Source organism: Halobacterium sp. KA-6 (genome assembly GCF_021029015.1).
Lineage (GTDB): Archaea > Halobacteriota > Halobacteria > Halobacteriales > Halobacteriaceae > Halobacterium.
The window spans coordinates 104,098-128,187 of sequence record NZ_JAJJZH010000005.1 but is presented as its reverse complement, the minus strand read 5'-3'; the positions used below and the strand labels follow the sequence as shown (position 1 = coordinate 128,187).

Sequence of the window (24,090 nt, the reverse complement as noted above, 5' to 3'; positions counted from 1 at the left end):
CTCTTCGACCATTACCTACACGGCATTCAGTCGATCCACTCAGAACCAACAGTCTACCTTGGTCTCGATTTCTAACCATCCGGTTCCGTAAGTGGCTCAGTTCAGCGGCCGTCATAGCAGTATAGAGCAGCCCAAGAACAGCATATCTCGTTACCGGAGATTCGCTCTGCACCTTTTCAATAACCACATCACGTTCATCGGCGTCAAGTGGTTCGTTGTCAAACTCTCTCAGTTGTCGCTTCGTCATTTTACGATGTCAAGTCGCTGTCCCACTTATCTGCGAAATTGCGGGTGGCTTCGACACCGCTCAGTTGGATGTAGTCATCAGCTTGCTCAATTGAGGCATGGCCCATTGCATTCTTGATTTCGTCGCGGTTGTAGCCCATTAGGGAAAGTTTCGTTCCGTAGGTATCTCGGAGGTCATGAGTCGTAGGCCAGTTTTTGTCCTTCCCGCCACTGTAGTTAATAACCTCGTGAATTCCTGCTCGGCGAGCAATTCGCGTGATGATGTTTCGGATTGACTGAGAACCAACGAGGGTATCGTTCAGCTGGAAGTATGTGGTTAATATCTCAACTGTTTCGTCTTCAATTACTGGAATCAATCGTCCTTTCCATCCAGCCTCACTTTTTGGATGCCAGCAGTCCCCATGGTCAGGGAGCCTATTCTTTGTTGGCAGAAATGCTTTATCGGAGCTACGATTCCTACAGTACCAACACGGGTCTCCTCGGTCGGTTCGGTCTCCCCCTGACCCAGTTTCTCCCGAGCCAAGGGTACATTTCTGGTATGCGGGGACGTCAATGTAGAGATCGCCACCTCGCCACTCAAACCAGGAGTCATTCATGTGAGCAAGAGCCGAAACTCGCAGCCCGGTATCAAGACCAGTTAGACCAACTAGTTCTTCCAGCGGCGTTCCTTCACGGGCTGCATTTCGAAATCTAGTATACTCCGAGTTTGAATCGCCGTCCGAAATTATTTCGAGAGGCCGATATGTTGAGCTGGGCATACTATCTATTAGATAGCTGCAATCTAATAAATACCCGCCCAACCTGTGATCTATCCGCCCGATTTCCGAGGCTAAACCAGAATTGTCTATCTAGTTTGCGGTAAACTAGATAGAACTTCAGAGAAAATTCACCCCACAGAATGTGGGGTGAGAATGCTGAGCCAGTGGCTATCACTCCTTTATATACTCCTGTCTCTAAAACTCATCTCTCCTACATAACAAAAACCTGGTAAAACTGCCTCGGGGCCCTCTAGCACAACCGCAATCAAGACATGACACTACATCAATAGGGGCCCATCGCTCCCGTCTTGAATTCATCTCCAGAATCAACGGCAGAAGGTCCGAGTATAGAACAAGCAAGGCAATGTATGAACTTACAGACGTATTGATCAGCGAAAACGTTTCAGAGTTCTCCGTGTAACCTGCGGGTATGCCGTTTCTCGCACATCGGGACGGCACGGATGGCCTCGTCGTCCCGGAAGACGTTCCGGGCGGTGATACAGTCTACTGTCCTGCCTGTGGTGGCCGAATGCGGCCACGGGGTGCTGGCGACCAACAGGCCCGCCACTTCATGCATATCGAGAACCTCCGTGGCAACACCAAATCCAGAAACTGCTCTGGCATTGACGCCGAGAATATCGGTGAAAGTGACCGGCACCGACGCCTGAAATCACTCACTGTTTCTGGACTTCGCACCCGATTTATAGACTTCGATGTCGCTGACCTCGGCCTCGAATACGTCGTCGATGTTTCAAAGGGGCCGAGCCTCCTTGATGAACGGCGCGCCGACGCGATTGTCCGATTCCCGGACCCAATCACGAACCCAAACCGGTTTTTCGGCGTCGGCGTCGTCGTCGAAGTCCAACACCACAACGACTCCAAGGACGTTGCCAAGGTGACCGCGGACTACCTTGCAGCCGGCTATAGCGTATACTGGGCACACGAAACAGACTACACGGAGACACGGTTCCGTACTGAGCGCTTCGAGCGTGCATTCAACGAGCGGTGGCCAAACGCCTTCGCGCCCTACTTCAGTGACGCCGACACCGCCCTCCAGACTGTCGAACGGGTTGCGTTTTCTTCCCAGGAACTACCCCCAGAAGGCTGGTCGTTTATCGATCCCACGCCCGGAGTGTGATCATAGCCTTCACACCGGCCATCGTGGGAGTCCTCTCTGTTTAGACTGTGACACCACGTTCACACAGCACGCGGCCGGGCGGTGGATGTACCAGCTCCCCGCCGCACGCTGACCTTCTCAAGACCCACTCCTGAGGTGTTGTTTGTTCACAACGCTGTGCTGAGCGGACATCTTCTCTTCGCAGGCGTGTAATCGTCGATGTCTGCCTCGCTGATATCCGCTCTTACCTGACGTATCCTCGTTGTTTTACTTTGGTGGCCTCCTCCTCGTCGACTCGTCGTACCATTGCTTCGTGGACCCGAGTACAGTCATTCCCAGGGCACCCTGTCACTAGATCCACTCTCATTTCATCTTCCTCGTCGTCGTAGATCCACGCGACAGTTCTGCGGCAGTTTGGGCATTTGTATTCAATCTGGAGAGGCATCGGTTGTGGTGTTTCTGAAGACGCTTGTGTGGTTATCTTCCACGCTATAGCCGGTTGGTCGCCTGTTGCGGCGGTTGCTGTGCTTGATTTGTGAACTGGCCTCCGTTGTGTTCTTGGGTATTCAGGAGAGAGACCTTAAACTTGTGCAGTATGCACATGCATAGCCGCTTGGTTAACTCGGGTGGTATTATGCGTATGAATGGGTACTTTGCACGCGGATTTCGCACAGGCATAATACGCAAGCTGATGGACGAACGCGATCTGCGGCCAGCAGACAAAGCTATCCTCGATGTCTTGAGCCAGGGCCGTGCGACCAAAGGTCTCCTCGTTGATGAGACCGGCTACTCCCGTAACACCGTCTACAATCGTCTTGAAGTCCTCCAAGCAGCCGGCCACGTCCGACTCGTCCACGAACCCACTCGGTTATTCGAGCTCGTCTCAGACCCGCGAGATAGCGACTAGTTACGACGGCTTGTCGGTCACAACTCCAGAATAACATCTTGGAACGAGCTCTCTGACACTCCTGCTGTAGCCTGTCCGTGGACCTCTGGGTGTTGTTAGGTTCGTTTCTCACGGATGCCGTTGCGATCACGCGTGACGGTCTCACAGCTGGGGCAGGCGCGTGGGCTCGTCACGTCGTCCGGCGTGAACACGCGAGCATAGGCATCGGTGACGTGACTCCCACAGTTCTGGCACTCCGGCATACACCGCCCACTCGACGCCGCTAGTATAGGCTTTCTGTGGCGACCCACCTGTATCGTTGCCCGCTCCCTCACCCAAGAATCGGTAGCCAGAGCTCGCTCCCCGGACATCAATCCATTTTGGTGTGCTCAACATGACCGTCAACTATGTCGACGTGTACCGAGTGCGGCGATGATCTCCCGCCTGATACCGAAGCTGTCTGTGACCATTTTCAGACCGAACACGGATACTTCACCGACAGTGGCAGCGACACCACCAACGAGTAGTTTCTACCCCAGATTCGGTATTCAGTATCGCAACGGACACAGCTAGCTGTTACACCGTTGATTCGTCCCGGAGCGCCTTTTCTCTGATTATCCGCTCCAGCTGGTACTCAAGCGGGGCGAGCGTTCTGCTGTACGTACCCGACAATTATGTGGGCGCGAATTCCTGAGTCCGATTGTGGGGGTGGGGCGTTCGCCCGATTGTCACACGTCACGTCCACCGTGGGCTAGCCGTCACGTTGACGGCTATCGACGCCCGCCTCGAATACTCCAGATCCCTCAACGAACTCCCGCCTCGGTGACTGTCCCCAGTATGGGACCTCGATTCACGACCGGCATATTCTCGTTGCGTACGGACCGGATAAGAGTCACTGTGGAAGTATAAGCAGATTCACTCAAAACGAGGGGTGGGGTGGTGTCGATCTTGAGCGCTCTATTTCGCACGGGGTTCCCCCGGTATTCCACCGTGCAAGGTAACCAGGCAATAGTAATCGGGTAAATACTATAGGAATACTAAAAATATGTCTTAGAATATATAACTGCTTTCACTCCAAACGAGGGGTGGGGAGTAACTTCTGAGACCGCTCGATGCGATGTAGATACTGCAGAATTGGGGAATACTTCACATGCCTTCGGTGTGACCCTAGCAGTGAACTCATGGGTGGTTCGAATGACGAGAACCCGTATGTGGTAATCCCAGACACTGACGAATACTATGCGCTGGGCTTTCTCGTCCGTAATCGCGGAGAACGATTCACGCCGCCTGAGATTGCCGCCAGCACAGACATGAGTGAAGCGGACGCAGCAGACACGATGACCACCCTCTCCGAAGATGACCTCGTCGAACGGTCCCAGGGAGCCTATTACGTCCCGGTAGATCTCGGCGAAGACCTTCAACGACAGCTTGAGTCCGTCGACGCCGCCGCAAAGTTACATGATAATGCGCCCGATGATGCCTATGCTGTTGAAGTCTGGGAGGAGAAAGTAGATTCCTTATAGTGGACACTGTCCAGCTAGTGGGCTGGGAACGATACTTCGAAGACGGTGTTGTAGGGGTGGGAGATGATACTTCGAAGACGGTGTGTCCTCGAGGAATGAATAGTGGTTTACAGGCAGGTCAGGCTGAGTACGTCGGGCCTTGACTCCGAGGCGGTTCACCCCTATCGGTCTGGGTTATACGCTGAACAGGCGCAGTACCACGGCCTTCAGGCCGTGGATACGCGCCGTCACTTGTGCTAACAGCCCGCCGTTCAAACGCTTTCCCCGAGTTTCCCACAGTGACGTTTAAGTGATAGGCCGGCCTACTGAGGAGTAGGAATCGGTCGGGACGGAGCGGATTCCGAACCGTCCTTCGGAGGTGGCCTGTCCACCCACGTAACGAGGTCGTTCGAAAATCACTGATTTTCGTGATCACGAGAGACGTCGTCTCTCGGACGACAGTATCCGAAAGGGCAGTCGGTGAACACACATGCTAGAAGCGTGTGCCCGTGCCGACTGCTCAAAGCAAACCAGACGATACCCCCAAGTCCGTTGACGCTTGCCGGCGTCCCCGTGGCCAAAACAACACAGGGACACCGTACACGGTTGAGGATAGGGGTAACGGCGGCTTGGCACCGTCAGCAGTCCACCAGTCCGATACCGTGGGACTACCCGTACCCGAAAGGGCTGGTAGTCCGGTGATTGGACTGCACACCTGAAACTCCCACCGCTCGGGATTCCTCCGCGTTTACGCGGAGGAGGATGTCAATTGAGTACGAAGGGGTTTGATCCAGATCTTCCTGTTGCGATCGAATTGCCTTGTGGTGGGTAGTGTACTAGGACCGCGGTGAGACGCGATGGCCGCCGGCTCTTGGCAATTCGTGGGCGTGTCGTGTCACTCCGGGTGGCTGACCTATATGTGGATGCAGGCGCCCTAGTCCCATAGCGGGATGGATATGCCCGCTGTCACACGCTCGCCCCCCGGATCCAGCCTTCTCTGTCGAAGGCTGTCCACCCCACGTTTGAGACACGATCTATGGCCTCGCAGAATCCGCAACTCGGCGTTTGTCCCCGATGTGGCGACTCGATCAACCACTGGCATGTCCTCGTTGAGTACGAGACCGGCAACGATGTACGGTACTGGGCGGAGTGCCCGGGCTGTGGCGGCGTTGTCGATCCGAACGCATGATCCGGCTACTTACCCGTGTGTTCGGTGGGTCAGAGACTGACTCGATTGTCGAATGCCGGCACTGTGGAACGACCTTGGAGTCTGCGGACGTCGACCACTGCTCTGAATGTGGCAGTTCCGAGATAGTGAGGTATCGGCTCTGAGCTGGCACCCTGTCGAACGTGTTATGGAAACAGTCCCAACTAACCTCCCCCGTTCACGATATAGGAAGAGCTTGCAGCCTGTTGATTCTGGCCAAATGCTTAGACTACTTGCTCACGGCGAATTGTGAGGAGGTCATCAGCGAGACGGCTTGCATCACGTCCGACAGAGGTATCACCGGCTTTTGAAATGAGGAGGAGGCCGGGCGCAGCCTGACAAGGAGCACGGTCACCTTCGTGGAAACCTGCGTCTTCAGCCGGTGGAAGTTGAACCTGATACCCATTCCCCGCGATCTGCATAGTTGCGTCCATTGTCCGATAAATACTCTTTGTGTCTTGAGCCGCTGAGTGGGTATGCGGATGTAACGATGGACTGATAGGGTCTGTCGATGCAAAATGAATCAATGGAGGACATCCCGCAACCGGCGAGTGATTCATATTCGGTCGGTGACCGGGTGCAAATCTACACCGGCTCTGACGATCCTGACGCTCGCTATCACGATATCGTTTGTGAGGTTGTTGACGTTCTAACGGACGACCTTGGGACGGAAACCGGACGAGCCACAGATGGATACTCGTACATTCTGCAAGACGTAGAAACAGACGAAGAGCTCCCAATCTCGTTTCGTCATCAGGATTTAGTACCGGCTGAAGGCGCTCAGTAGGCCATCTACATTCGGCAAGCGGGGGGTGTCCGGGTTGTTCTACATTCGGCAAGCGGGGGGTGTCCGGGTTGTTCTACATTCGGCAAGCGGGGGGTGTCCGGGTTGTTCTACATTCTACAAGCGGGGGGTGTGTGGTCTGAACCTGCGCTATTTCGCACACGGAGGAGCGTTCACGAAACCAGCTCTAATGAACGGATAGTTCACCACGGTTGCGGCGAAAGAGACTCTATGCGAATCGTTCTATGACACCCTCGTGCTGTAGCTGTATGCGGTAGTGGTTGGAAGACCATCGACGACAACCGCTTCTTCCCGAAACAGCTACTCTCAGGAAAAACGGTGAGGGGGTGTGGTACAGACACTTCGCTACCGTGGCCGTCTTCCACCACGACTGAAGATCGTGTAGGCTGCTGGTTTTCGACGTCAGTTCGCTCACCGTCACTCAGGAAAAGAGGTGTGTCCCATGTTCGGTAGACCGAGGAAACAAGGTCTCCGCTACCGACTACGACAGAGAACACTGGTACCTCTCGGGAAAAGAGGTGTGTCATCTCCGCCGACTCTTACGGGGAGGTCCTTGTGTTGGGGGCTGGTTGAGCTTATTCGCGACCGTCTTTATCTTGGTGCGAGACGTGGTAACGACTTGGTAAGGTTTGGAGTGTTCTCTCAACTATCCGAGAAAAATTACACCCACCCCCCGTTTGTAGAATGTTCGAGGGGGAGATGGGGCTAGGGGCAAATTCAGAACACGATCGTAGATAGAGAGATTCCTTACGGAGAGAGCCTCAAGCAACAAGAATCGAGAAGATAGGAAGAAAATGCTGTTCTAGGACAGGTGTCGCCTACGTTCCTCGCCGACACCTGCGTTAGTTGCATTACGGATATGGTTAGCGTATGTTTATATTAAGCATTTTGTCTAGAAACGATTAACGAGAGAATGGCACTATCTCCCGTTCTATTTGGTATTCTTGGCGTTTTCGGCGTTCTCAAGCTGTCTTCCCGCCAACCCCCTCCCCCACTGATTCCCCCGGAACATTCTACAAGTGGGGGGTGGGGGTTGAACACTCATCTGTGAACCCATATCATCCTCGTTATGTTTTACTTCCCGGCAACCACCAGCTGTCGAATACATTTCTCAGGGGGTTGCGTCTTTCCCGGCCAAATAACGGCCATTCTACACCCCTATCAGTTGTTTTGATTTTGCCTGCTCTATTGAAATCCCATTTGTCAGACACCATTCTCGACGAAACAGCCTGTAGGTGGGGTTGCTTACTTGTCGAGGGTAAACGCTACTGTGAGGAGGCTAATTCCACCAAGAAGGGTCAAGAATGTACCTATCGCGGGGCTAAAGCCGGAAACGTTCGTCATGCGGACGATCCAAGCAGCGCTGAGCACAACAACGAGTCCTGCAACCCCTATTGAAGCGATACGAATCCTCCGAGTACCCGCCGATTGCCAGCCTAATGCAAACGCTCCCACGCCAGCGATGAGCGTATATCGGCCATACGCCGCAAGCCCAGACTCCAACCCCGGAAAATACATGAAATTAAAGACTCCTGCTGGAACCCTCGTCCACGGAAGAAGTGACCCAACGACAACAACGACTGCACAAACTGACTGAATCCGTGGACGAGTGAGGAGTGATGGAGTGTACCCGGAGACGCTCAGGCCCATACGAAGGCTACGTCCATTTGATAAATAATGGTTCCTCTACCGTGAGCGTTCAGTAGTTCCTCTACATTCTACAATCGGGGGGTGGTCCGAGTTATTCTACATTCTACAAGCGGGGGGTGTGTGGTCTGAACCCGCGCCATTTCGCACACGGGGGGTGCGTTCACGAAACCCGCTATACGTATCGAAGCCACTCACCACATCGAGGCGGGTTTTTCACAGCGCCGATTCGGAGTGAAACAGCCGCTCAGTAGGTGTGCGAATATAGTGGAGGTTCCCCGTTCATTGGGGCTATCGGATTTGCTGTGCGGTGAGTCGTTTCCAGAGCAGGCCAACAAGTACCGCCAATGTGCCGGGGACAAGCGCTGACCCACTCCCAAGTAACAGAGCGTACCCGAACTTCGCTACCTGCGACGGGGGCTGCCCAGTGTACGCGACGCCAATCACGGAGACCGCTCCAAATAGCACACCAAACGAAATCGCGTACGCGTACGCCACGTCGTAGTCCAACGCGACAGGCAATGCGGCGAGAACAACCAGCACTCCGCCCGCACTCCACAACCCAGCGACGAATACCACGTCCAGTATCGGGCCACTTCCATCCATTAGTTGTGCGTATCGAGCCACTCCCGCACCAACGACAGCACTTCCGAGAACAACTCCGAGGAACGCTCTGAGTGACGGGAGGGGGATTCGATTTGACCAATCAGGACCCATTATGCAATTCGTGACGCCTCTCTGGGAAATAAATTGCCTGTACTGATCGAGTTCCAGTTACAGTTCGCCGTCTGATTTGGTGTCGAAAGATGACGCTGACTCGAAGCTAGTGAGGTCGTCTATCCGCTGTTCTAATTCTTGGATTTCTTCCTGTAGGTCTTCGGTGTCCTCGTCGGTGGCAGCTAATCGATCTTTGAGTCCTTGGAGACGCGTCTCTTTGCTTTCCTCATCGACTTCAGCTTTCCGAACATATTCACTCTCCTCGATTTCATAGACGTCTGATTCTGAGAGTTCCGTCACCTCAAGCGCATCATCTACCTTGCTGGGATCTACGCTTGTCACACGTTCACGGTCAATCCCTGCGTCTTCCAGTACGTCCAGTACGTCCGCATCTTCTTTGAGTGACCGATTTCGGCGTGAGGTTCGCTGGACAGACCCGTACTGCCCGGAGACAGGTTGATCGTGATGGAGCTGGTCGAGTAACACACTCCGCACACCCTGACGGAGATCATTCGCGTTTCGCTGTACGTCGGAGAGTAGTGTATAGAGGTTCACCAACGCAGGAGTGTCTACCGATTCAAGATTAGTTGGGTCGTTGCGTTCGAGCGCATCGATAAGCAAGAGTGCGTCGGAGTAGACGGAAATATCGGGCTCCTCGCGGTCGTCTCCATCTCTCTCCACCTCGTGAGCATCGACTAACGGGGAACTCGTCGGGGATTCACTTTCCGAGAGCATTCCCTCGCGGTCGTCAATCTCAAACCGCGGGTGCAAGCTCAGGACAGTGGCGTAGGGTTCGGCATCAGGGGGAAGATTGTCGAGTTCAAAGCCACTCGAACCTTCGGTGACGTGATCGTATAGAGTCTCGAACTGCTCGCGGTGGAGTGGAACGGTACCATCATCTTCTCGATACTCAATGAGAATACGGTGTTCTTGCACGTCTGTGAGTCGGAACGGTTTGCGAGAGAGCGGCGTGAGAAGAGTTGCGTCCGGTGGCAGTTCCTCGGCGTTTTCAAGCAGGTTGTGCCAACTCACGCTGAATGTCATATCGTGGTATACCCCACCAATAATCAAAAGCTCACGGGCGATTTTATCAGAGATGGCGCAGACATCTCTACTGATCGGTAGATAGGCCGTCTGTGCTGAGCGCTCCCTGTCTGGTGTGGAAAGCCTTCTATGACACCCTCCACGACTGGCAGATCCGTATCACTGAGAGTCCCACGAACGGAGCCAGATTCGAAATTCTTGGCGTAGAAACAGTTATTGAATGGAACATCTGTACTTAGCGGCCTATACCCGAATCGATTAGCCGTTGAGGGCCTCACCAGCGCCACACATTTCCACCCGCTATTTAAGTGAGTTGTCCGAGAAATACTCTGTATGAGCACTCTGGCGGACACGATTCACATCGAGAACGTCGTTGCATCCAGCGATATCGGCCAAGAACTCGCCCTCGACCAACTCTCCACAGACCTTCCCGGCGCGGAGTACAACCCCGAGGACTTTCCTGGAATCGTCTACCGCCTCCAGGAGCCGAAGTCAGCCACGCTGATCTTCCGGTCGGGGAAAGTCGTCTGCACCGGCGCGAAAAGCGTCGATGACGTTCACGAAGCCCTCGAGATCGTGTTTGAGGACATCCGCGAGTTAGGCATCGATGTCTCGAGTAATCCGCCGATTGAGGTGCAGAATATCGTCTCCAGTGCCGATCTCAAGCAATCGTTGAACTTGAACGCGATTGCGATCGGTCTGGGGTTGGAGCAAATAGAGTATGAACCCGAACAGTTTCCTGGCCTCGTCTACCGCCTTGAGGACCCCGACGTCGTCGTTCTCCTCTTCGGCAGTGGGAAACTCGTGATTACCGGTGCAAATGAATCTGAGGACGCACAGTCCGCACTGAAACACGTCGAAGACCGCCTCACTGAACTCGGCCTGCTTGAGTGAGTCCACGGAGCTATCAAGCGACTACCACGCGAAGAGAGCAGTGTTGCTGGAGTGAGTGACACCCATTCCTGAACGCTGGAAACGGGCTGTTACTCGGTGAAGTCGACGTACTGGGTTTCCCAGTCGCGACGTGCAGTAATCTCGCGGCGGCCACGCCGGGTGAGCGTATAGGAGTTTGTGCGCTTGTCGAGCTGTCCTTTCTCTACGAGGCCTTTGTCGACGAGGTCGTCGAGATTCGGATAGAGCCGCCCATGATTGATTTCTTGCTCGTAGTAGTCCTCAAGTTCGTCCTTGACTGCGAGCCCATGCGGTTCCTCAAGCCCAGCAATTACATACAAGAGGTCCCGCTGGAATCCAGTTAAATCATGCATCCGTCTATTTGCCTTCTACTGGGTTGAATAAGTCCTCTCTGATATCCTAGTAGGTGTTGCAGTCCCAGGGCCGAAATCCGAGAATGACTCCAAGATGGGAACGGTGAGGTCATCGGAATCGAGTGATCGGCGCGGCAATCAGAAAATCGCCCTAAATTAACCAACATTTCACTGGCAGGCACTATTCTGTTGGTTAACAGTAATCGCTCTACGGAGTAGAAACACGGAAAGAGGCCGTCTACGTGTAGTGGCTTCACGCTGCGCGACTTAGTTAGCGTTCAAATCGCCAGAAGATAGCAGAATTAGTTCCTGTCAGACCGTCTTTCCACAGCTCTACATAAGAGCGCTCCGTCTTAACCAACACGGCAGAGATGGGGTGTGGTCTGTTGGTTAACAGATGGCGACCGCAACGCCATTCGGCCTTTAAGTAACTCTCGTTACAACGTATCTATATGAAGGGAGGACGGCCGTTCTACGCCAGCTAATTTCTGAGCCACGCGTGTGGCGATTTCCCCTCAGTTCGACGCGTTTCTGAGACACATCTACGCGAGCTGAGAGCAGGAAAGGCAGTCGGCCCTCCCTGACGGAGAAAGTACGAAATATGAAGCGCACTACTACATCAGCATCGGCTACAAAAACGACTAACGGTTCTATGACCCCCTCTCCATCTCCCCGCATCATCGGCGGTCACGCGAGCGAGGCAGGAGACGGGGCTCTGTCAGAGGAAGAATTGTACATCGACAAACATGCCGAGAAGGAGGTTTACGAGACGCCGGACGCGACCTCGATTGGCAAGCACGGTGAACGAAGCGAGCGAGAAGAACGCCTTCAGGAGGTGAACGAGGAGCGTGACCGGTTTTCGGATGGCTTCGCCGAACGGATGCACTATGCCGACCGTCGTCGGGTCGTCGAGGCGCTCTGTTCATCTCTCCCAGTTTCACAGACCGAGCAGGAACTCGCCATCTCTGCGTTCGAGGACTTAGACCTCGACCAGTTCGGCAACCAGAAAGCGGTCGAAAAAGTGGCATTCGCTACCATTAGACACGTCGTCGATGAACGGCGTATCGAGCACGGTGCCGACTGGGACGACCTCCTACGGGATAGCGACGAGTATCAGGACGCGAAAGAACGTGTTCTTCCGAACGAACGCGGGTTCATGAAGCTCTGCGACAAGGTCAGTGATGCAATTGAACGCGTCCCCCTCGGTCCGCAATTCTCGACGACAATTCCTGGACGCGACCCAAACCTCCCTGACTCCTCTCGAAACCGCCCCTATTCGGGAGAGAATTGGTATCGCTTCTCTCCCGAAGCCTGGGAGCACACCGCGCGAAACTGGGATTCGCAACCAGAGTACGTGAAGGAGAAAGTTCCTGACGAGTACCGCGAGCTCGTTGAGCAACTGCGGCGATGGGAGCCGTGGAACGAAATAGACCAAGAAGCCGAGGAAGACGAGGAGGAGCCGAGCAGCCTCGACTCGGAGGGTAACTCCTCAGAAGACACCCGTACTGAGAGGGCCGAGGAGTTGCTTGACGAACTACAAGAGGAAATCGACCAGCACTCCGCCTGACGGATAACGGAGCATACACCATGATTCTGCAAGCACTCACGACATTACCAGCGACGGCTCTCGTGTTCGGTCTGTTCTCGCTGTTCGTTCTCCTAGCCTTCGCTGTAGCTTACGCTAAGCGAGACGTCACAATCGATATCACAGTTTTCGAGTTCCACTGACTCCCTACGCGAGGAAACAGCCGAGAACAGTCGCCCCGTAGAGAAATCTCCATTTACTGTTCCTAAAACCGGTATAGGAATATTCAGCCACCGTGGTCATCCTGAACTCGTGTCCATATTCACCTCGGCACGCCGCTCGATGACGTTCTCCATGATGGAAACTCCCCATTTGATTCCGCCACCGACGAAGACGTTCACCGCACCTGCTCCTGCAACAATATAGCCGAGATACGCCGCTCCAACGGCGCTCACAATCTCTAATTGGATCCCCGCGATATCTGCAGTCAGTGCGAGCATCATTAGCAGGAAACCGGTAAGTGCGCATAATACGCCAATTCGCAGTACGACAGTTCCGACGCCCCGCCCTTCCTCGCAGATGCGTGCAGCCCAGTAAATATCAGGGTTCACGGGGTCTTGCCGCTCATCTTCTGATAGGTACCAAGCAAGGTTCCCATCATTCCCGATTCGTTTTACATGTACACGCCCCTCTTCCTCAAGACCCCAGAGGCGGTTCCGAACAGTGTCCTCCTCCCGATCAACGCTTGGATTATCGCTTACCTCCGTTGTTCCGACGAACCCAGCATCGCTCTCGCGGATGACGTTGAGGATCTCTTCATCTACCCTCTTTTCTTCCCGATTGAGGGTGAGGTGTTCTCGGAGGCTCATTACAACCGGCCAACAATTGACCCAACGATTGCTGCAACGATAGCAACTACCTTGCCATCGACTACGAAGATGGCCCTTCAGAGTTGTATCCGGGGAACACGCTCAAAGAGGACAAGCACTACTTCACTCGTGAGGAGTACCAGACTGAAGGCGAGAACGGGCCGTCGAATCGGGCGTTGAAGGCTCGTCGGAAACTCTCCCGACGCAAAGACCACTTCCTTCACACTCTCAGCAAGCACATCGTTCAGCGGTGTGTCGAAGCAGGCGTGGCGAAGATAGCGGTTGGCGACCTCAGCGACATCCGCGAAGACAAGAACGGCGACTCGCGGAACTGGGGTGCGTCGGGGAACAAGAAACTCCACGGCTGGGAGTTCGACCGATTCGCTCGCCTTCTCGAATACAAGGCTGAGGAACACGGTATCCTCGTTGACCGTGTGGACGAGGAGAACACGTCGAAGACGTGTTCGTGTTGCGGGCAGATTCGAGATGCGAACCGTGTGGAGCGTGGACTGTACGTCTGTTCATCGTGCGAGACGACGATGAACGCGGACGTGAACGGCGCAGTGAACATCCGACAAAAGATAACTCAGAGTCCCCCAACCAGGGATATGAGTAACGGCTGGTTGGCACAGCCCGGAGTCCTCCTGTTCGACCGCGAGAGCGGCCGGTTCACACCGAGAGAACAGGGAGACTACAAACCCTAATATCCCAACGCTCTGGATTCCTCCGCCTTCAGGCGGAGGAGGATGTCAATTGTGTTCTCAAATCCATGCTACGAATGCAGAGGCCCCAGTCTGGTTACTGGTTACGGTTACTGGTTACAACAAGCGATTTCCACAAAAACTCTATATGAACACGGGAGTGTGTTACTAGGTGAGCGCGGAAGGTGCCGCGTGGAGGCTGTATGACCATGACCCGCAAGTCCTGAGGCACAAGCCAACGGGCGTTGAAGACGGACGTGGGTGCAGCAATCCCACCTGATTCTAAACGAAAAGCAGCGCGAGTTCCCCGCCCCACCGTGGGCGGGGGTGAAGCGCGTCACTCCGGCGCGTGTTCCGTCTCTTCGATATACCGTTCAACCACTTCTTCCGACACCGCTCCCGTCGTTCCCACGTAGTACCCAACCTTCCAGAATCCACCACCCCAGAAATACGACTCTCGAATTTCGGGATACCGTTCCAGCAAGTGCTTACCCGAATACGACTTGAATTGTCGAGCGATGTCTGCTGGACTGTGCTTCGGGTCTGTCTGCACGAACAGGTGTACGTGGTCGTCCGCGATCTCCAACGCCAGAATCTCGTGTCCGAAGTGGTCGGCAGTCTCACCAAACAACTCTCGCACATCGGCCTCCACTACATCCAGAACCGGGTGGCGATACTGAGCGGGATTTCCGATCCCGCGAGGTACGCAAATCTTCGATTTGCGTGACTTCGGGCACCAGACGAAGTGATACTTGCAGGAACTAACCGAATGTGTATGACTACGGTACTCTTCCATCCTGATCCCTTCATTTATGATAGGCTGGAACGATTGTCAACGTATGGGTGAGGAAGCCACGAAAACGATTCAGACGCGCCTTCACGTAGCGTCTGGTGAACGGTCGTGGCTTCACGACGCCCGCCTCGCCGCACGCGAAATTTTCAACGACACCATCCGCCTCACACAACACGGGTACACGCGTACCGAGATCCAGCGGGAGGTTGACCGCGACGACTTCCTTCGCAACAACAAGTGCGCGGTTGTCGGCAAAGCTCTCCAGACGTGGGACTCCTACCAATCACTCAAAGAGTGGTGGGAGAACCAAGACAATCCAGATGGAGGGAAACCGACCCCTCCCAGTACCGACAAGACCGGTGCGTATCCGCTCGTGATGGCGCATACGGAAGGCTATCGCCTCACCGTTGACGACGACACAGACCGCGTCCAGTTCCGAATCAGCCCGAAACCCTACAAGAAGGTGAGAGGCTACCTGCGCGGTGAGCCGGACGCGATGGACGAACTTCGTGACGCTCTCACGTCGGATGAGGTGGATGTGGGGCAGGCCGAACTCCTGTACCGCGATGGCGTGTACTCCCTACACGTCACGGTCACACGCGAGTTCGACGTGCCCGAACCCAACACCGCCGAGACAGTGGTCGGCGTGGACATCAACGAGCGCAACGTGGCTCTCACTGCCCTCGACCGTGAGACGATGCGGACGAAGGGCACACTCGTCCTCGATTATGGGCGAGTCAAGCAGGAACGCCAACGCTACCACACGATCACGAAACGCTGTCAGGAACACGGGAAGACGAGCATCCACCACAGACTCGGTGACAAGGAAGATCGATTTACCGAGTGGGTGTTGCATCGGCTTTCCCGTGCTGTCGTGGAGTTCGCAGCACAGTTCTCGGATCCGGTTATCGTGTTCGAGGACATGGAGGGGATCCGCGAGGAAATCAAGTACGGGACGTATATGAACCGCCGGTTGCACAAACTGCCGTTCCACAAGTTCGAGAAATTTGTCTCGTACAAGGCGACGTGGCGGGAACTTCCGACAGATACGGTGGATGCGTACTACAACTCGAAGACGTGTTCGTGCTGTGGTGAGCGTGGGGATCGGCAGGGGCGGCGGTTCCGGTGTCCGAACGACGAGTGTGGCGTGGTGCAGGATCACGCTGACCGGAATGCGTCAGTGAATATCGCGTGGCGCGAGACGGCGAAACTCGACGGTAACGAATCGAATTACCGGACTCACAAAACCCAGCCGCAGGTGCGGTTGGTGCGTCTGTCCGGGTCGGAGCGTGTAAGCCGCCCAACCTCATCCCGTTCCCTCGCGGAACAGGGAGTGCTAGCGCACGGCTGAGGGAATTACAAAAGCCTCGGGCCACCGCGCTCGAGGCTGTTTACATCTCCAATAGTCGCAACGTCAGCTCGTCGTAGCCTTGGCGCCGGGCATACTCTGCAACCGACCGAAGCGAACGATTGAACTCGTCAGGTTCGCTGCCGTCCATCTAGCTTCGATACCAGCAGTTCACGCGGCTTGCGACCGACTCAGCGCGCCGCTGCTTTATTGGGGGTTCTGTTTCCCGTCCCTGTAACCACTGAACCAACAATCACGCAATACGGTTACTGGTTACGGTTACTGGTTACATTCGGGGGCCGTTTGTCTGTTTGACCGCTTTCTTCGCCTCGACCTTTCGTGCATCCTCGAGAATCGAGGAGAGGGCCGTACGCAGCCTGACACGCATCAATAGCTGCGCCACGTTACTCTGATAGGCGTTCTCGGCTGCGCCCCTCGCCTACAATCGCTTCAAAGGTGCCGGCATTCTTCCACCAGGCGGCGTCACCGTCGCTTCGTGGTCGGCGGCGGATACTGAGCGTCTGACGTAGCTTTATGTAACGTGGTTACGGTTACTGTAACCGTGAATCGTGATACAGCACGCGCCGCCTTCTACGTCCAAAAAGGAGGCGTCGGAAAAACAACCTCCGCAGCCCATGTCGCTACAGCTGCTGCCACCGACCACGACCTCGATGTCGTTCTCTTGGACCTCGCCGGCACCCAGAACGACCTCGCCACACAGTTCGGCATCGTCGACGATGTCGAAGACCCTGACGCACCGATCTCCGCAGTCTTTGGCGACGACTGGGAGTTCATCGTCGATAACATCCCGGACATCGTCGATCGCATGGTCTACGCTACTGGTGAAGGCCCGGACCTGATTCCCGCGGACACTGGCATTAGCGGCGCCGACAATAACCTTGCCTCTGTCCCTGTCGAGCAACGCTATCTGAAACTCGACTCGTTCATCAGCGAACAGCTCGCAGACCGCTACGACCTCGTCATCCTGGACTTGCCCGGCAAAGAAGACAACATCGCGCTTAACGGCATCTTCGCTGCCGAACACGTCGTCACACCGCTTTGTCCGGGTGCGTTCGAGCGCGACCAACTCGACAGCCTTCGCGACGACCTCGAAGCGATCCGTGAGGATCTCGGGGACGTCCTTGACGCCCACGACGTCCACCCACACCTCTCGATGGTCATCCCAACGATGATCTCCGGAGCAACGAAGCAGTCCGGCGAGTTTGTCGACGACCTTGAGGAGACCTACCCCGACGTCGCCGGCGACCCGGTCGCAGACAGCCAGAACATTGGGAACCTCCAGGCTGAGGGCCGAACGCTGTTCGCAGCAGACGACGACGAGCTGTACCAAACGGGCAAGCGCGCTCGCGAAGCGTACCGAACGAACACCACCACCCTGCTCGATCACCTCGAAATCCAGTAACCATGTCCGACCAGCAATCCAACGTCGACGCCGAGGAAGCGCTCCAAGCAGCGAAAGAGCAGAAGCGCCACACCTCACAGGCAACCAGCACCGAAGACGACCAAGACGCCGCTGCCGACCGCGTCGCCGCAATTAAGGACGCTCTCGTCGCCATCGAGGACGGCGAATCACCGGAAAACATCAACTTTCGCGACGCGCAACTGAAGGCACTCCTCGTCGGCCTCAACGATGTTGGACAGCTTGGCGAGACAGCCAAGAAACTTGGCGCCGTTCTTGACGAAGATATCGACACGGAGGATGGTGTCTCGCAGAGTGACCTCGCTCGGCTACTGATGCGCGTCGGGCTCCGTGAGGCGCTCCCAGAAGTGCGGGAGGATGCAACAGAAGCTGAACAGCAGAAGGCCCTAGATCAGACTGGCGGTTACTGAAACAGTATACGTAACCTGTAACCGAATTCAGTAACCAAAATACGCGGCTGAAGAAGCGTTTGGATTCTATGACGTAGGATAGAGTGTACGCTACTTCGTTTCAAGCGGTTATCGCGTGCTGATGCAGAAGATTTGCTCGTCTTACTGTTCTGGCAGGACTTTTGCGACGCTTCTCCTGAGGAAAGGCGGGCTGAAAGCAGGGCTGTCGAACTACTTGCTGCCGTTAGTGACTGCTTCGCAGCTCAAAGACGAGCCGTCAACGTGACCGAGTCGATTCGCGACCACCTCCGAGATCCCGCGCGGCGATACGACGAAGAATTCGAGAAGGCCATGAGAAAACTCGAAATCGGACGCGAATACTAAGGTTAAGATTATACGCTGAGCAGGCGCAGTACCACGGCCTTCAGGCCGTGGATACGCGCCGTCACTCAGTCCCCTGTTCCACCGACTCCGACGGGGCCGGATATTCCACCGTTCTCAAACCCAGTATTACAAGATACATACGTATAAGCGATTATGCGGGCGTTTCACGATGCTGGAAGTCCACTGCACCCATCGAGCGAAAATCTGCAACCACTCACAGGTGGCGGAGCCGCTTCACCGGCACGGATGGTCGGCCAGCAAGCTCTGGAACGTCGCTAACTACCACTCCCAGCAAGTCTGGGAGGACACCGGGAAGGTCCCGACCATAAGGAGTTGAAGACACATCCAAAGTACGAGGGGCTGTACAGTCAGTCCAGTCAGCGGGTTCTAGGGGAACCCGCTGAAGCTTCAACTCGTGGTATTCCCGTGATAACGACAGGGACAATCCGCCCGGCTATCGTAAAGAAAACTACTACGACCAACAGGGCCGCCGCGTTCGCGAAGAACACCTGCGTTCGACCGTGACGTGGAAGCAAAACGGTATGTTCACCGACGATACTGACTATTCGTATAACTTACATCGAACATCAGTGCAGCAGGCGCATATATGGTTAAAACCGAAGCTTTCATCCAATTCATACCCCGATTTTGACTCGGTTTCGAGCGCAGCCTTCCGAATACAGGTTTAATCAGACAACGATTACGAGGTAGATTTCATTAATGGCTTCAGTACTCTTGGTGCTGAGTATCGCTCTCATAGCGGCCCTGTTTATGTCGTTCACAGTCGGGGCCAATAGTAACTCCGCCCCCGTCGCTCCAGCCGTCGGTGCAAACGCACTCTCCGTCCTCCGGGCTGCACTGCTGGTTGGGATCGTCGCTGGTCTAGGTGCGATCCTCCAAGGGGGGAGCATTTCCGAGACGATCGGAAAGGATCTCATTACTGGTGTCACGATTACGCCGCTTGCAGCGGCGGCTGCCCTACTTACAGCGGCGACGCTCATCACGATCGGGAACTCATACGGTTATCCGATTCCGTCCGCGTTCACCGTTACCGGAGCGATGATCGGCGCCGGAATTGCATTAGGCGGCGGCTTTGCTTACCATGAGTACGTCGTCATTCTCGGGTTCTGGTTTGCGATTCCAGTTGTCGAAGGCGTTCTCGCATACGGGCTCGCACGTGGCCTTCGAAGCGAATCCGTACCCGAAACCGTAGGAATTCCGCTTCTCGGCGGAGCGGTCGGGTATGCACTCGCTAATATCCAGCTCACGATTATTCCAACGGCATCCGGCAGCCAGGGGTCAGCCGCACGATACATTGCGACGCAGTCGCAACTTCTGCCAATGACGATCGGCGGGACGTACACGCTTGGGATGGTCCTCGTGAGCGTGATCGGCGGTCTCGTCGCGCTTCTTGTTACCCGGGCGCTCCTCCAACGGGACGAAACCGCAGGCATCAATCAATTCCTCATTGCCCTGGGGCTCATCGTCGTGTTCACGAGCGGTGGTACGCAGGTCGGACTGGCAACCGGGCCCCTCGAAACGATCTTTGAATCGGAACTCCGGCTTCCTTCGATCTATCTGCTCGCCCTCGGAGGTGGGGGGATTCTCTTGGGCGCGTGGATTCGGGGGCCGCGACTCGTCCAAGCTGTCTCGAACGAGTACGCCTCGTTAGGACCGAGACGATCTATCGCGGCGCTCATCCCGGCATTCCTAATAGCGCAGCTTGCAATCGTCTTCGGCATCCCAATTTCGTTCAATAAAGTAATGATCGCGAGCATCGTTGGAAGCGGTCTCGCAGCGGAATCGTCAAGTGGAAATGGTGTCTCGCCTCGGAAGGTGGGTTACACGGTCGGCTCGTGGGTCGGCTCGATGTTCGGAGCAGGTCTCATTAGCTATACGCTCTATCACCTCTTGAACGCGCTTCTTGGAATTGGATAGCCTACGAGATAATCTGATCAATTATCTCCTCTTCTGCGGCCTGTGTTTTCATTCCCTCCCACGATTCGAAGTCGGTTGTGGCGGCGACGTAGTCGTTGAGTTGCTCGCGAGGAACGTTCTGAATGTCACTTCTGTTGTCGAGCACCCAGGGACTCTGCTCGCAGAAGGCAGTGAACGACTCGAACTCTGTGTGGTCCTCCATAAACGGGTGTGAGAAGAATGCATCCGACTGGACTCGCGTTCCGGCCTGTAATTCGCCGATTCTATCGAGTGCCGTCCCTACTCGGTTATGTAGATCCTCCAGCCCGGCAACCTGAAGGTCCATAGTGGATGTCTGTTCTTGAACTCAGTAAAGGCCACGAACATCTATCGAAGCTACCCATTTCTCGATGGACGCAGTGACGGTTGAAATCCTCCTCCATCGACCTCATCCACGTGCAATTGATGGTCTCCTTCCTCGAGGGTATCGTCGGGTTCAGGAGCACGCCCCAATCGACTCAACACGAATCCACCAAGCGTATCGAAGTTTGCACTCTCGAAGGACGTGTTTAGCGCCTCGTTCACCGCTGTTAATGGGACGTTCCCGTCGATTGTGTACCCACCGGTATCGAGCCGCCCGATTGAGGGATTGGATTCATTGAGGTCGAACTGATCAAGAATGTCTCCGACGATCTCCTCGACGACGTCCACCACCGTCACTAGCCCTTCGAACGCGCCCCATTCATCGATCTTGGGGATGCACAACTCTTCGTTACCGAGGTTCGGTATTTTTCGGTGGAAGTACTGCATTTTCCGACGGCTGTGCTTGCATTGCTGATTGCCCCTCTGGCGACGGAGCTACCCGAGAAGTTCAACAGTATCATCTGGATTTCGCGGGATAAAGATACGCTCGCGATCGGTAATATAACGGGCGTAATGGCCTTTTAGAGTACTGTTCCGGTGACGCTCGAAATTCTGTTCACATCGTGGAACCTCTCCCTAACGTGGGGAACGACGGGATTTCTGAACGCGTTATCGACGGTATTAGCACTCGTCGGTGGCGGGATACTCTACGCTCGGGCTTGGTCAGCGGGAGAGACAGATATGAATCCGCTCCCGTTTCTCATTGGTGGTCTGTTGTATCTATTGTTCATCGACGTTGTTTTATATCATATCTTCTATCTCAGAGTTAGCGTCGTTGGCACTCACTGAACTAACCCCGCCCTGGCCTACGGCGGATTCTCTTCTTCGTCACTGTCGATCCCCCGGTAACCGTATTTTTATAGCATCTGTTCGTAGGGCACCTGTATGAGACACAGGATGACCGAGCTTGCTCCCCGGCTTGCTGATCATGAGTGAGAAAATCGGTCTTCCCGAAGCAGTTTCTATCGCTGTCGGTGGAATGGTCGGGGGCGGTATTTTCGCGGTTCTGGGTGTCGTTGCCGCCGGGGCAGGAACCGCAGCGTGGATCGCGTTTACGCTATCCGGCCTGATCGCCCTGTGTGCGGGCTATTCGTTCGTTCGCCTGAACACCCTGTGTTCGGAGCTACGTAGCCCGATCGGGCAGATCGAGGAGATCTCCGACAGCCGCCAGCTTGCCGGGCTCGTTGGATGGCTGTTGACGTTCGGCTACGTGGGCACCATGGCGATGTACGCCTTCGCGTTCGGGAGCTATCTGGCTGAACTGGTTGGAGTTCAGCACGTACTCACCATCCCGACTCGTCCCGTGTTTTCAGTCGGTGGTGTCGTCCTCTTTGGCGGTCTGAATCTCCTCGGCGCGCATGCATCCGGTAAATCCGAGGATGCACTCGTCGCTGCAAAGGTTGTCCTTCTCCTGTTGTTTGCCGGGGGTGGCCTCTACTACGGCACCGTCCACAACACGATCGCATCGGGCTTTGATGCTATCAGTATCAACGCGCTTACTGCTGCGGCCATCGCGTTCGTCGCCTTTGAGGGCTGGGAACTCCTGATGTTCGACCAGGATAGCATCCGCAACCCGTCAGAGACAGTCGCCAAAGCGATCTACATCTCGCTCGTCGGAACGACGATACTCTATGCACTCGTCGCCGTCGTCACGACGAACCTCGTCTCCCTCGCGACAATTAAAGAGCACCCCGAGACAGCACTGGCAATCGCGGCAGAGCCGCTCCTCGGCCATCTCGGATTCACTCTCATCGCGATCGCCGCGGTCCTCTCGACGGCGAGCGCACTGAACGCGACTCTGTTCAGTGCATCGCGCTTGTCGGCCAAAATATCTCAGACAACCGCCGGCAACGAACAGCAACAGACTAAATCAGCGACCACGGATGGTGGGCGTAACCCGTCAGGATATGGTGCGTCCACGCCGACGCACCGTTCCCCCGGTGCCACGACCGAGTCCGCCCCGCCTGTGCGAACCATCGTGGTAATCAGCATGCTCACGTCGATTTTCACGCTGTACGGGAACCTGAACAGCATCACCTCATTCGCCTCCGGAGCGTTTATGACGATCTTTGGACTCGTGAGCTGGCTCGCGTTCACGAAGCGTAACTCGCTGGTGAGTACGATCATCCCTACGGTAGGTGTCGTTGGTTCTGTATCGGCACTGCTCGCACTTGGATGGAACCTGCACCGAACTGATCCGGACGTTCTCGTGACTGTAGCGGTCATCTGGGCGGTGGTCCTCTCGGTCTATTGGGTGCCGAGACGGCGGTGACAATTCTCGTACCGTCGGTGTGCGCGCCAGTAATCACGTTTATTAGCGGGCAGACCCACCTTCCCAGTAGAACAAAAAAATGGGATGCAAGGTCGATTCCCTCATCGAACGCCACGCCCTGACCGTGCCCGACGCCGGGTACGAGTCGGTCGATGAGTATCTCGTGGCGCGGTGGACCGGCTCGGACGGTCGCTCAGCCGTTGGCTACAAGGCACTCACTGAATGGTTCAACAAACGACTGCTGAAACGAATCTACGACGAACACGATCGTGGCACGGTGAACGTCCACCTAGACCGCGAGTACGAGATTATCACTGGCGACCAGGATATCCAGCGTGACGAACTCGCCGCCGACCTTGCGACCGATGGGCTCGATATCGACGACATTGCTGACGAGCTGGTGTCGTGGAGTACGATGCGCCATCACCTCAAGGGCTGTCTCGACGCCGAGAAGGACACGACCCCCGCGGAAACGGACTGGGAAACCAATACCGTCCAGATGACCCGAGAACGGGCCGCAGAAAAAGCCCGATCGGTCCTGTCGTCGCTTACATCGAAGGGCCGACTTCGGGACGCGGATCGCGCACAGGTGGATGTGCAAGTCAAACTAAGTTGCCCAGACTGTTCAGTCCGGGTGCCGTTCGAGGATGCCGTCGAACGGGGCTACGTTTGTGAGACGCACGCCGAGACCGAGTCCGAGGACCCGGTGCTCGAACGCGTTGGCAACCAGTCGTCCGCTATCGCCCTTCCGTACGTGGTTGTCGATGCAGTCCAGACTGCTTTCTTCGGTGAACCGTTCCTCCTCGAAGCCGCCACGATTGCCGCTCTCTAAGT

General features: G+C 55.4%; 21 protein-coding genes and 2 pseudogenes. 15 read left to right on the top strand and 8 right to left on the bottom strand.

Annotated elements, in window-relative coordinates; all coding sequences use genetic code 11:
* Nucleotides 1-248: 248 nt before the first annotated feature.
* Complete coding sequence (locus LPA46_RS11705) at nucleotides 249-1,004, bottom strand: site-specific integrase (protein ID WP_230892644.1); 756 nt, start codon at nucleotides 1,002-1,004, stop codon at nucleotides 249-251.
* Between the two features lie 430 nt (nucleotides 1,005-1,434).
* On the opposite strand from LPA46_RS11705, the gene LPA46_RS11700 reads away from it, so the two are divergent.
* Nucleotides 1,435-2,142, top strand: a complete 708-nt coding sequence (locus tag LPA46_RS11700; RefSeq protein ID WP_230892643.1) for a hypothetical protein — start codon at nucleotides 1,435-1,437, stop codon at nucleotides 2,140-2,142.
* Between the two features lie 670 nt (nucleotides 2,143-2,812).
* A complete protein-coding gene (locus LPA46_RS11695) occupies nucleotides 2,813-3,028 on the top strand; it encodes an ArsR family transcriptional regulator (RefSeq protein ID WP_230892642.1) in 216 nt (71 codons plus the stop codon).
* Between the two features lie 95 nt (nucleotides 3,029-3,123).
* Here LPA46_RS11695 and LPA46_RS11690 read toward each other — a convergent pair whose 3' ends face one another.
* Nucleotides 3,124-3,270, bottom strand: a complete 147-nt coding sequence (locus tag LPA46_RS11690; protein WP_230892641.1) for a DUF7563 family protein — start codon at nucleotides 3,268-3,270, stop codon at nucleotides 3,124-3,126.
* A gap of 948 nt (nucleotides 3,271-4,218) precedes the next feature.
* Here LPA46_RS11690 and LPA46_RS11685 point away from each other — a divergent pair.
* Nucleotides 4,219-4,530 carry a MarR family transcriptional regulator gene (locus LPA46_RS11685; RefSeq protein ID WP_230892640.1) on the top strand — a complete coding sequence of 104 codons (312 nt, stop codon included), beginning with the start codon at nucleotides 4,219-4,221 and terminating at the stop codon, nucleotides 4,528-4,530.
* 1,015 nt (nucleotides 4,531-5,545) lie between these two features.
* Nucleotides 5,546-5,698, top strand: a complete 153-nt coding sequence (locus tag LPA46_RS19185) for a DUF7837 family putative zinc-binding protein (RefSeq protein WP_442908243.1) — start codon at nucleotides 5,546-5,548, stop codon at nucleotides 5,696-5,698.
* A gap of 3,244 nt (nucleotides 5,699-8,942) precedes the next feature.
* Here LPA46_RS19185 and LPA46_RS11680 read toward each other — a convergent pair.
* The gene (locus LPA46_RS11680) at nucleotides 8,943-9,929 is read right to left on the bottom strand and encodes a hypothetical protein (RefSeq protein ID WP_230892639.1); all 987 of its coding nucleotides are present in this window, start codon (nucleotides 9,927-9,929) and stop codon (nucleotides 8,943-8,945) included.
* A gap of 333 nt (nucleotides 9,930-10,262) precedes the next feature.
* On the opposite strand from LPA46_RS11680, the gene LPA46_RS11675 reads away from it, so the two are divergent.
* Nucleotides 10,263-10,823, top strand: coding sequence for a TATA-box-binding protein (locus tag LPA46_RS11675; RefSeq protein WP_136361163.1), 561 nt, complete (start codon nucleotides 10,263-10,265; stop codon nucleotides 10,821-10,823).
* Between the two features lie 89 nt (nucleotides 10,824-10,912).
* Here the strand turns inward: LPA46_RS11675 and LPA46_RS11670 are convergent, their stop codons facing one another.
* Nucleotides 10,913-11,194, bottom strand: a complete 282-nt coding sequence (locus LPA46_RS11670; protein ID WP_230892638.1) for a PadR family transcriptional regulator — start codon at nucleotides 11,192-11,194, stop codon at nucleotides 10,913-10,915.
* A gap of 652 nt (nucleotides 11,195-11,846) precedes the next feature.
* Here LPA46_RS11670 and LPA46_RS11665 point away from each other — a divergent pair.
* Nucleotides 11,847-12,761 (top strand): hypothetical protein, encoded by a 915-nt coding sequence (locus tag LPA46_RS11665; RefSeq protein WP_230892637.1) that lies wholly within the window; start codon nucleotides 11,847-11,849, stop codon nucleotides 12,759-12,761.
* Nucleotides 12,762-13,018: 257 nt separating this feature from the next.
* On the opposite strand, the gene LPA46_RS11660 is transcribed toward LPA46_RS11665, so the two are convergent.
* A complete protein-coding gene (locus tag LPA46_RS11660; protein WP_230892636.1) occupies nucleotides 13,019-13,588 on the bottom strand; it encodes a hypothetical protein in 570 nt (189 codons plus the stop codon).
* 41 nt (nucleotides 13,589-13,629) lie between these two features.
* Between LPA46_RS11660 and LPA46_RS11655 the strand changes: the two are divergent.
* Nucleotides 13,630-14,292, top strand: a pseudogene (locus LPA46_RS11655) (RNA-guided endonuclease InsQ/TnpB family protein); the annotation flags it as partial.
* Nucleotides 14,293-14,626: 334 nt separating this feature from the next.
* On the opposite strand, the gene tnpA reads toward LPA46_RS11655, so the two are convergent.
* Nucleotides 14,627-15,085 carry an IS200/IS605 family transposase gene (tnpA, locus tag LPA46_RS11650; RefSeq protein ID WP_230892634.1) on the bottom strand — a complete coding sequence of 153 codons (459 nt, stop codon included), beginning with the start codon at nucleotides 15,083-15,085 and terminating at the stop codon, nucleotides 14,627-14,629.
* Between the two features lie 43 nt (nucleotides 15,086-15,128).
* Between tnpA and LPA46_RS11645 the strand changes: the two genes are divergently transcribed.
* The 5 genes and pseudogenes from LPA46_RS11645 (at nucleotide 15,129) to LPA46_RS11630 (ending at nucleotide 20,582) form a co-directional block, all read left to right on the top strand.
* Entirely contained in the window at nucleotides 15,129-16,433 is a 1,305-nt protein-coding gene (locus LPA46_RS11645) for an RNA-guided endonuclease InsQ/TnpB family protein (protein WP_230892633.1), read from the top strand.
* Nucleotides 16,434-16,992: 559 nt separating this feature from the next.
* Nucleotides 16,993-17,853 (top strand): ParA family protein, encoded by an 861-nt coding sequence (locus tag LPA46_RS11640; protein ID WP_230892632.1) that lies wholly within the window; start codon nucleotides 16,993-16,995, stop codon nucleotides 17,851-17,853.
* Nucleotides 17,854-17,855: 2 nt separating this feature from the next.
* Entirely contained in the window at nucleotides 17,856-18,281 is a 426-nt protein-coding gene (locus LPA46_RS11635; RefSeq protein ID WP_230892631.1) for a hypothetical protein, read from the top strand.
* Between the two features lie 532 nt (nucleotides 18,282-18,813).
* Nucleotides 18,814-19,249, top strand: a pseudogene (locus LPA46_RS19180) (RNA-guided endonuclease InsQ/TnpB family protein); the annotation flags it as partial.
* Nucleotides 19,250-19,364: 115 nt separating this feature from the next.
* Nucleotides 19,365-20,582, top strand: coding sequence for an inorganic phosphate transporter (locus LPA46_RS11630; protein WP_230889893.1), 1,218 nt, complete (start codon nucleotides 19,365-19,367; stop codon nucleotides 20,580-20,582).
* A gap of 1 nt (nucleotide 20,583) precedes the next feature.
* Here the strand turns inward: LPA46_RS11630 and LPA46_RS11625 are convergent, their stop codons facing one another.
* Both LPA46_RS11625 and LPA46_RS11620 read right to left on the bottom strand, forming a co-directional pair.
* Nucleotides 20,584-20,907, bottom strand: coding sequence for a hypothetical protein (locus LPA46_RS11625; RefSeq protein WP_230892630.1), 324 nt, complete (start codon nucleotides 20,905-20,907; stop codon nucleotides 20,584-20,586).
* Nucleotides 20,908-20,957: 50 nt separating this feature from the next.
* Entirely contained in the window at nucleotides 20,958-21,371 is a 414-nt protein-coding gene (locus LPA46_RS11620) for a transporter associated domain-containing protein (RefSeq protein WP_230889891.1), read from the bottom strand.
* Here LPA46_RS11620 and LPA46_RS11615 point away from each other — a divergent pair.
* The 3 genes from LPA46_RS11615 to rdfA all read left to right on the top strand — a co-directional run bounded on the left by LPA46_RS11615 (nucleotide 21,357) and on the right by rdfA (nucleotide 24,088).
* Nucleotides 21,357-21,509, top strand: coding sequence for a hypothetical protein (locus tag LPA46_RS11615; protein ID WP_230889890.1), 153 nt, complete (start codon nucleotides 21,357-21,359; stop codon nucleotides 21,507-21,509). The genes LPA46_RS11620 and LPA46_RS11615 overlap by 15 nt on opposite strands.
* 403 nt (nucleotides 21,510-21,912) lie before the next feature.
* Entirely contained in the window at nucleotides 21,913-23,256 is a 1,344-nt protein-coding gene (locus tag LPA46_RS11610) for an APC family permease (protein ID WP_230889889.1), read from the top strand.
* Nucleotides 23,257-23,335: 79 nt separating this feature from the next.
* Complete coding sequence (rdfA, locus tag LPA46_RS11605) at nucleotides 23,336-24,088, top strand: rod-determining factor RdfA (protein WP_230889888.1); 753 nt, start codon at nucleotides 23,336-23,338, stop codon at nucleotides 24,086-24,088.
* Nucleotides 24,089-24,090 lie beyond the last annotated feature (2 nt).

What these genes read in the sequence shown, in the direction of transcription:
- LPA46_RS11705 (WP_230892644.1), bottom strand. Translation starts at nt 1,004, where the DNA reads ATGCCCAGCTCAACATATCGGCCTCTCGAAATAATTTCGGACGGCGAT.
- LPA46_RS11700 (WP_230892643.1), top strand. Translation starts at nt 1,435, where the DNA reads ATGCCGTTTCTCGCACATCGGGACGGCACGGATGGCCTCGTCGTCCCG.
- LPA46_RS11695 (WP_230892642.1), top strand. Translation starts at nt 2,813, where the DNA reads ATGGACGAACGCGATCTGCGGCCAGCAGACAAAGCTATCCTCGATGTC.
- LPA46_RS11690 (WP_230892641.1), bottom strand. Translation starts at nt 3,270, where the DNA reads ATGCCGGAGTGCCAGAACTGTGGGAGTCACGTCACCGATGCCTATGCT.
- LPA46_RS19185 (WP_442908243.1), top strand. Translation starts at nt 5,546, where the DNA reads ATGGCCTCGCAGAATCCGCAACTCGGCGTTTGTCCCCGATGTGGCGAC.
- LPA46_RS11680 (WP_230892639.1), bottom strand. Translation starts at nt 9,929, where the DNA reads ATGACATTCAGCGTGAGTTGGCACAACCTGCTTGAAAACGCCGAGGAA.
- LPA46_RS11675 (WP_136361163.1), top strand. Translation starts at nt 10,263, where the DNA reads ATGAGCACTCTGGCGGACACGATTCACATCGAGAACGTCGTTGCATCC.
- LPA46_RS11670 (WP_230892638.1), bottom strand. Translation starts at nt 11,194, where the DNA reads ATGCATGATTTAACTGGATTCCAGCGGGACCTCTTGTATGTAATTGCT.
- LPA46_RS11665 (WP_230892637.1), top strand. Translation starts at nt 11,847, where the DNA reads ATGACCCCCTCTCCATCTCCCCGCATCATCGGCGGTCACGCGAGCGAG.
- LPA46_RS11660 (WP_230892636.1), bottom strand. Translation starts at nt 13,588, where the DNA reads ATGAGCCTCCGAGAACACCTCACCCTCAATCGGGAAGAAAAGAGGGTA.
- tnpA (WP_230892634.1), bottom strand. Translation starts at nt 15,085, where the DNA reads ATGGAAGAGTACCGTAGTCATACACATTCGGTTAGTTCCTGCAAGTAT.
- LPA46_RS11645 (WP_230892633.1), top strand. Translation starts at nt 15,129, where the DNA reads ATGGGTGAGGAAGCCACGAAAACGATTCAGACGCGCCTTCACGTAGCG.
- LPA46_RS11635 (WP_230892631.1), top strand. Translation starts at nt 17,856, where the DNA reads ATGTCCGACCAGCAATCCAACGTCGACGCCGAGGAAGCGCTCCAAGCA.
- LPA46_RS11630 (WP_230889893.1), top strand. Translation starts at nt 19,365, where the DNA reads ATGGCTTCAGTACTCTTGGTGCTGAGTATCGCTCTCATAGCGGCCCTG.
- LPA46_RS11625 (WP_230892630.1), bottom strand. Translation starts at nt 20,907, where the DNA reads ATGGACCTTCAGGTTGCCGGGCTGGAGGATCTACATAACCGAGTAGGG.
- LPA46_RS11620 (WP_230889891.1), bottom strand. Translation starts at nt 21,371, where the DNA reads ATGCAGTACTTCCACCGAAAAATACCGAACCTCGGTAACGAAGAGTTG.
- LPA46_RS11610 (WP_230889889.1), top strand. Translation starts at nt 21,913, where the DNA reads ATGAGTGAGAAAATCGGTCTTCCCGAAGCAGTTTCTATCGCTGTCGGT.
- rdfA (WP_230889888.1), top strand. Translation starts at nt 23,336, where the DNA reads ATGGGATGCAAGGTCGATTCCCTCATCGAACGCCACGCCCTGACCGTG.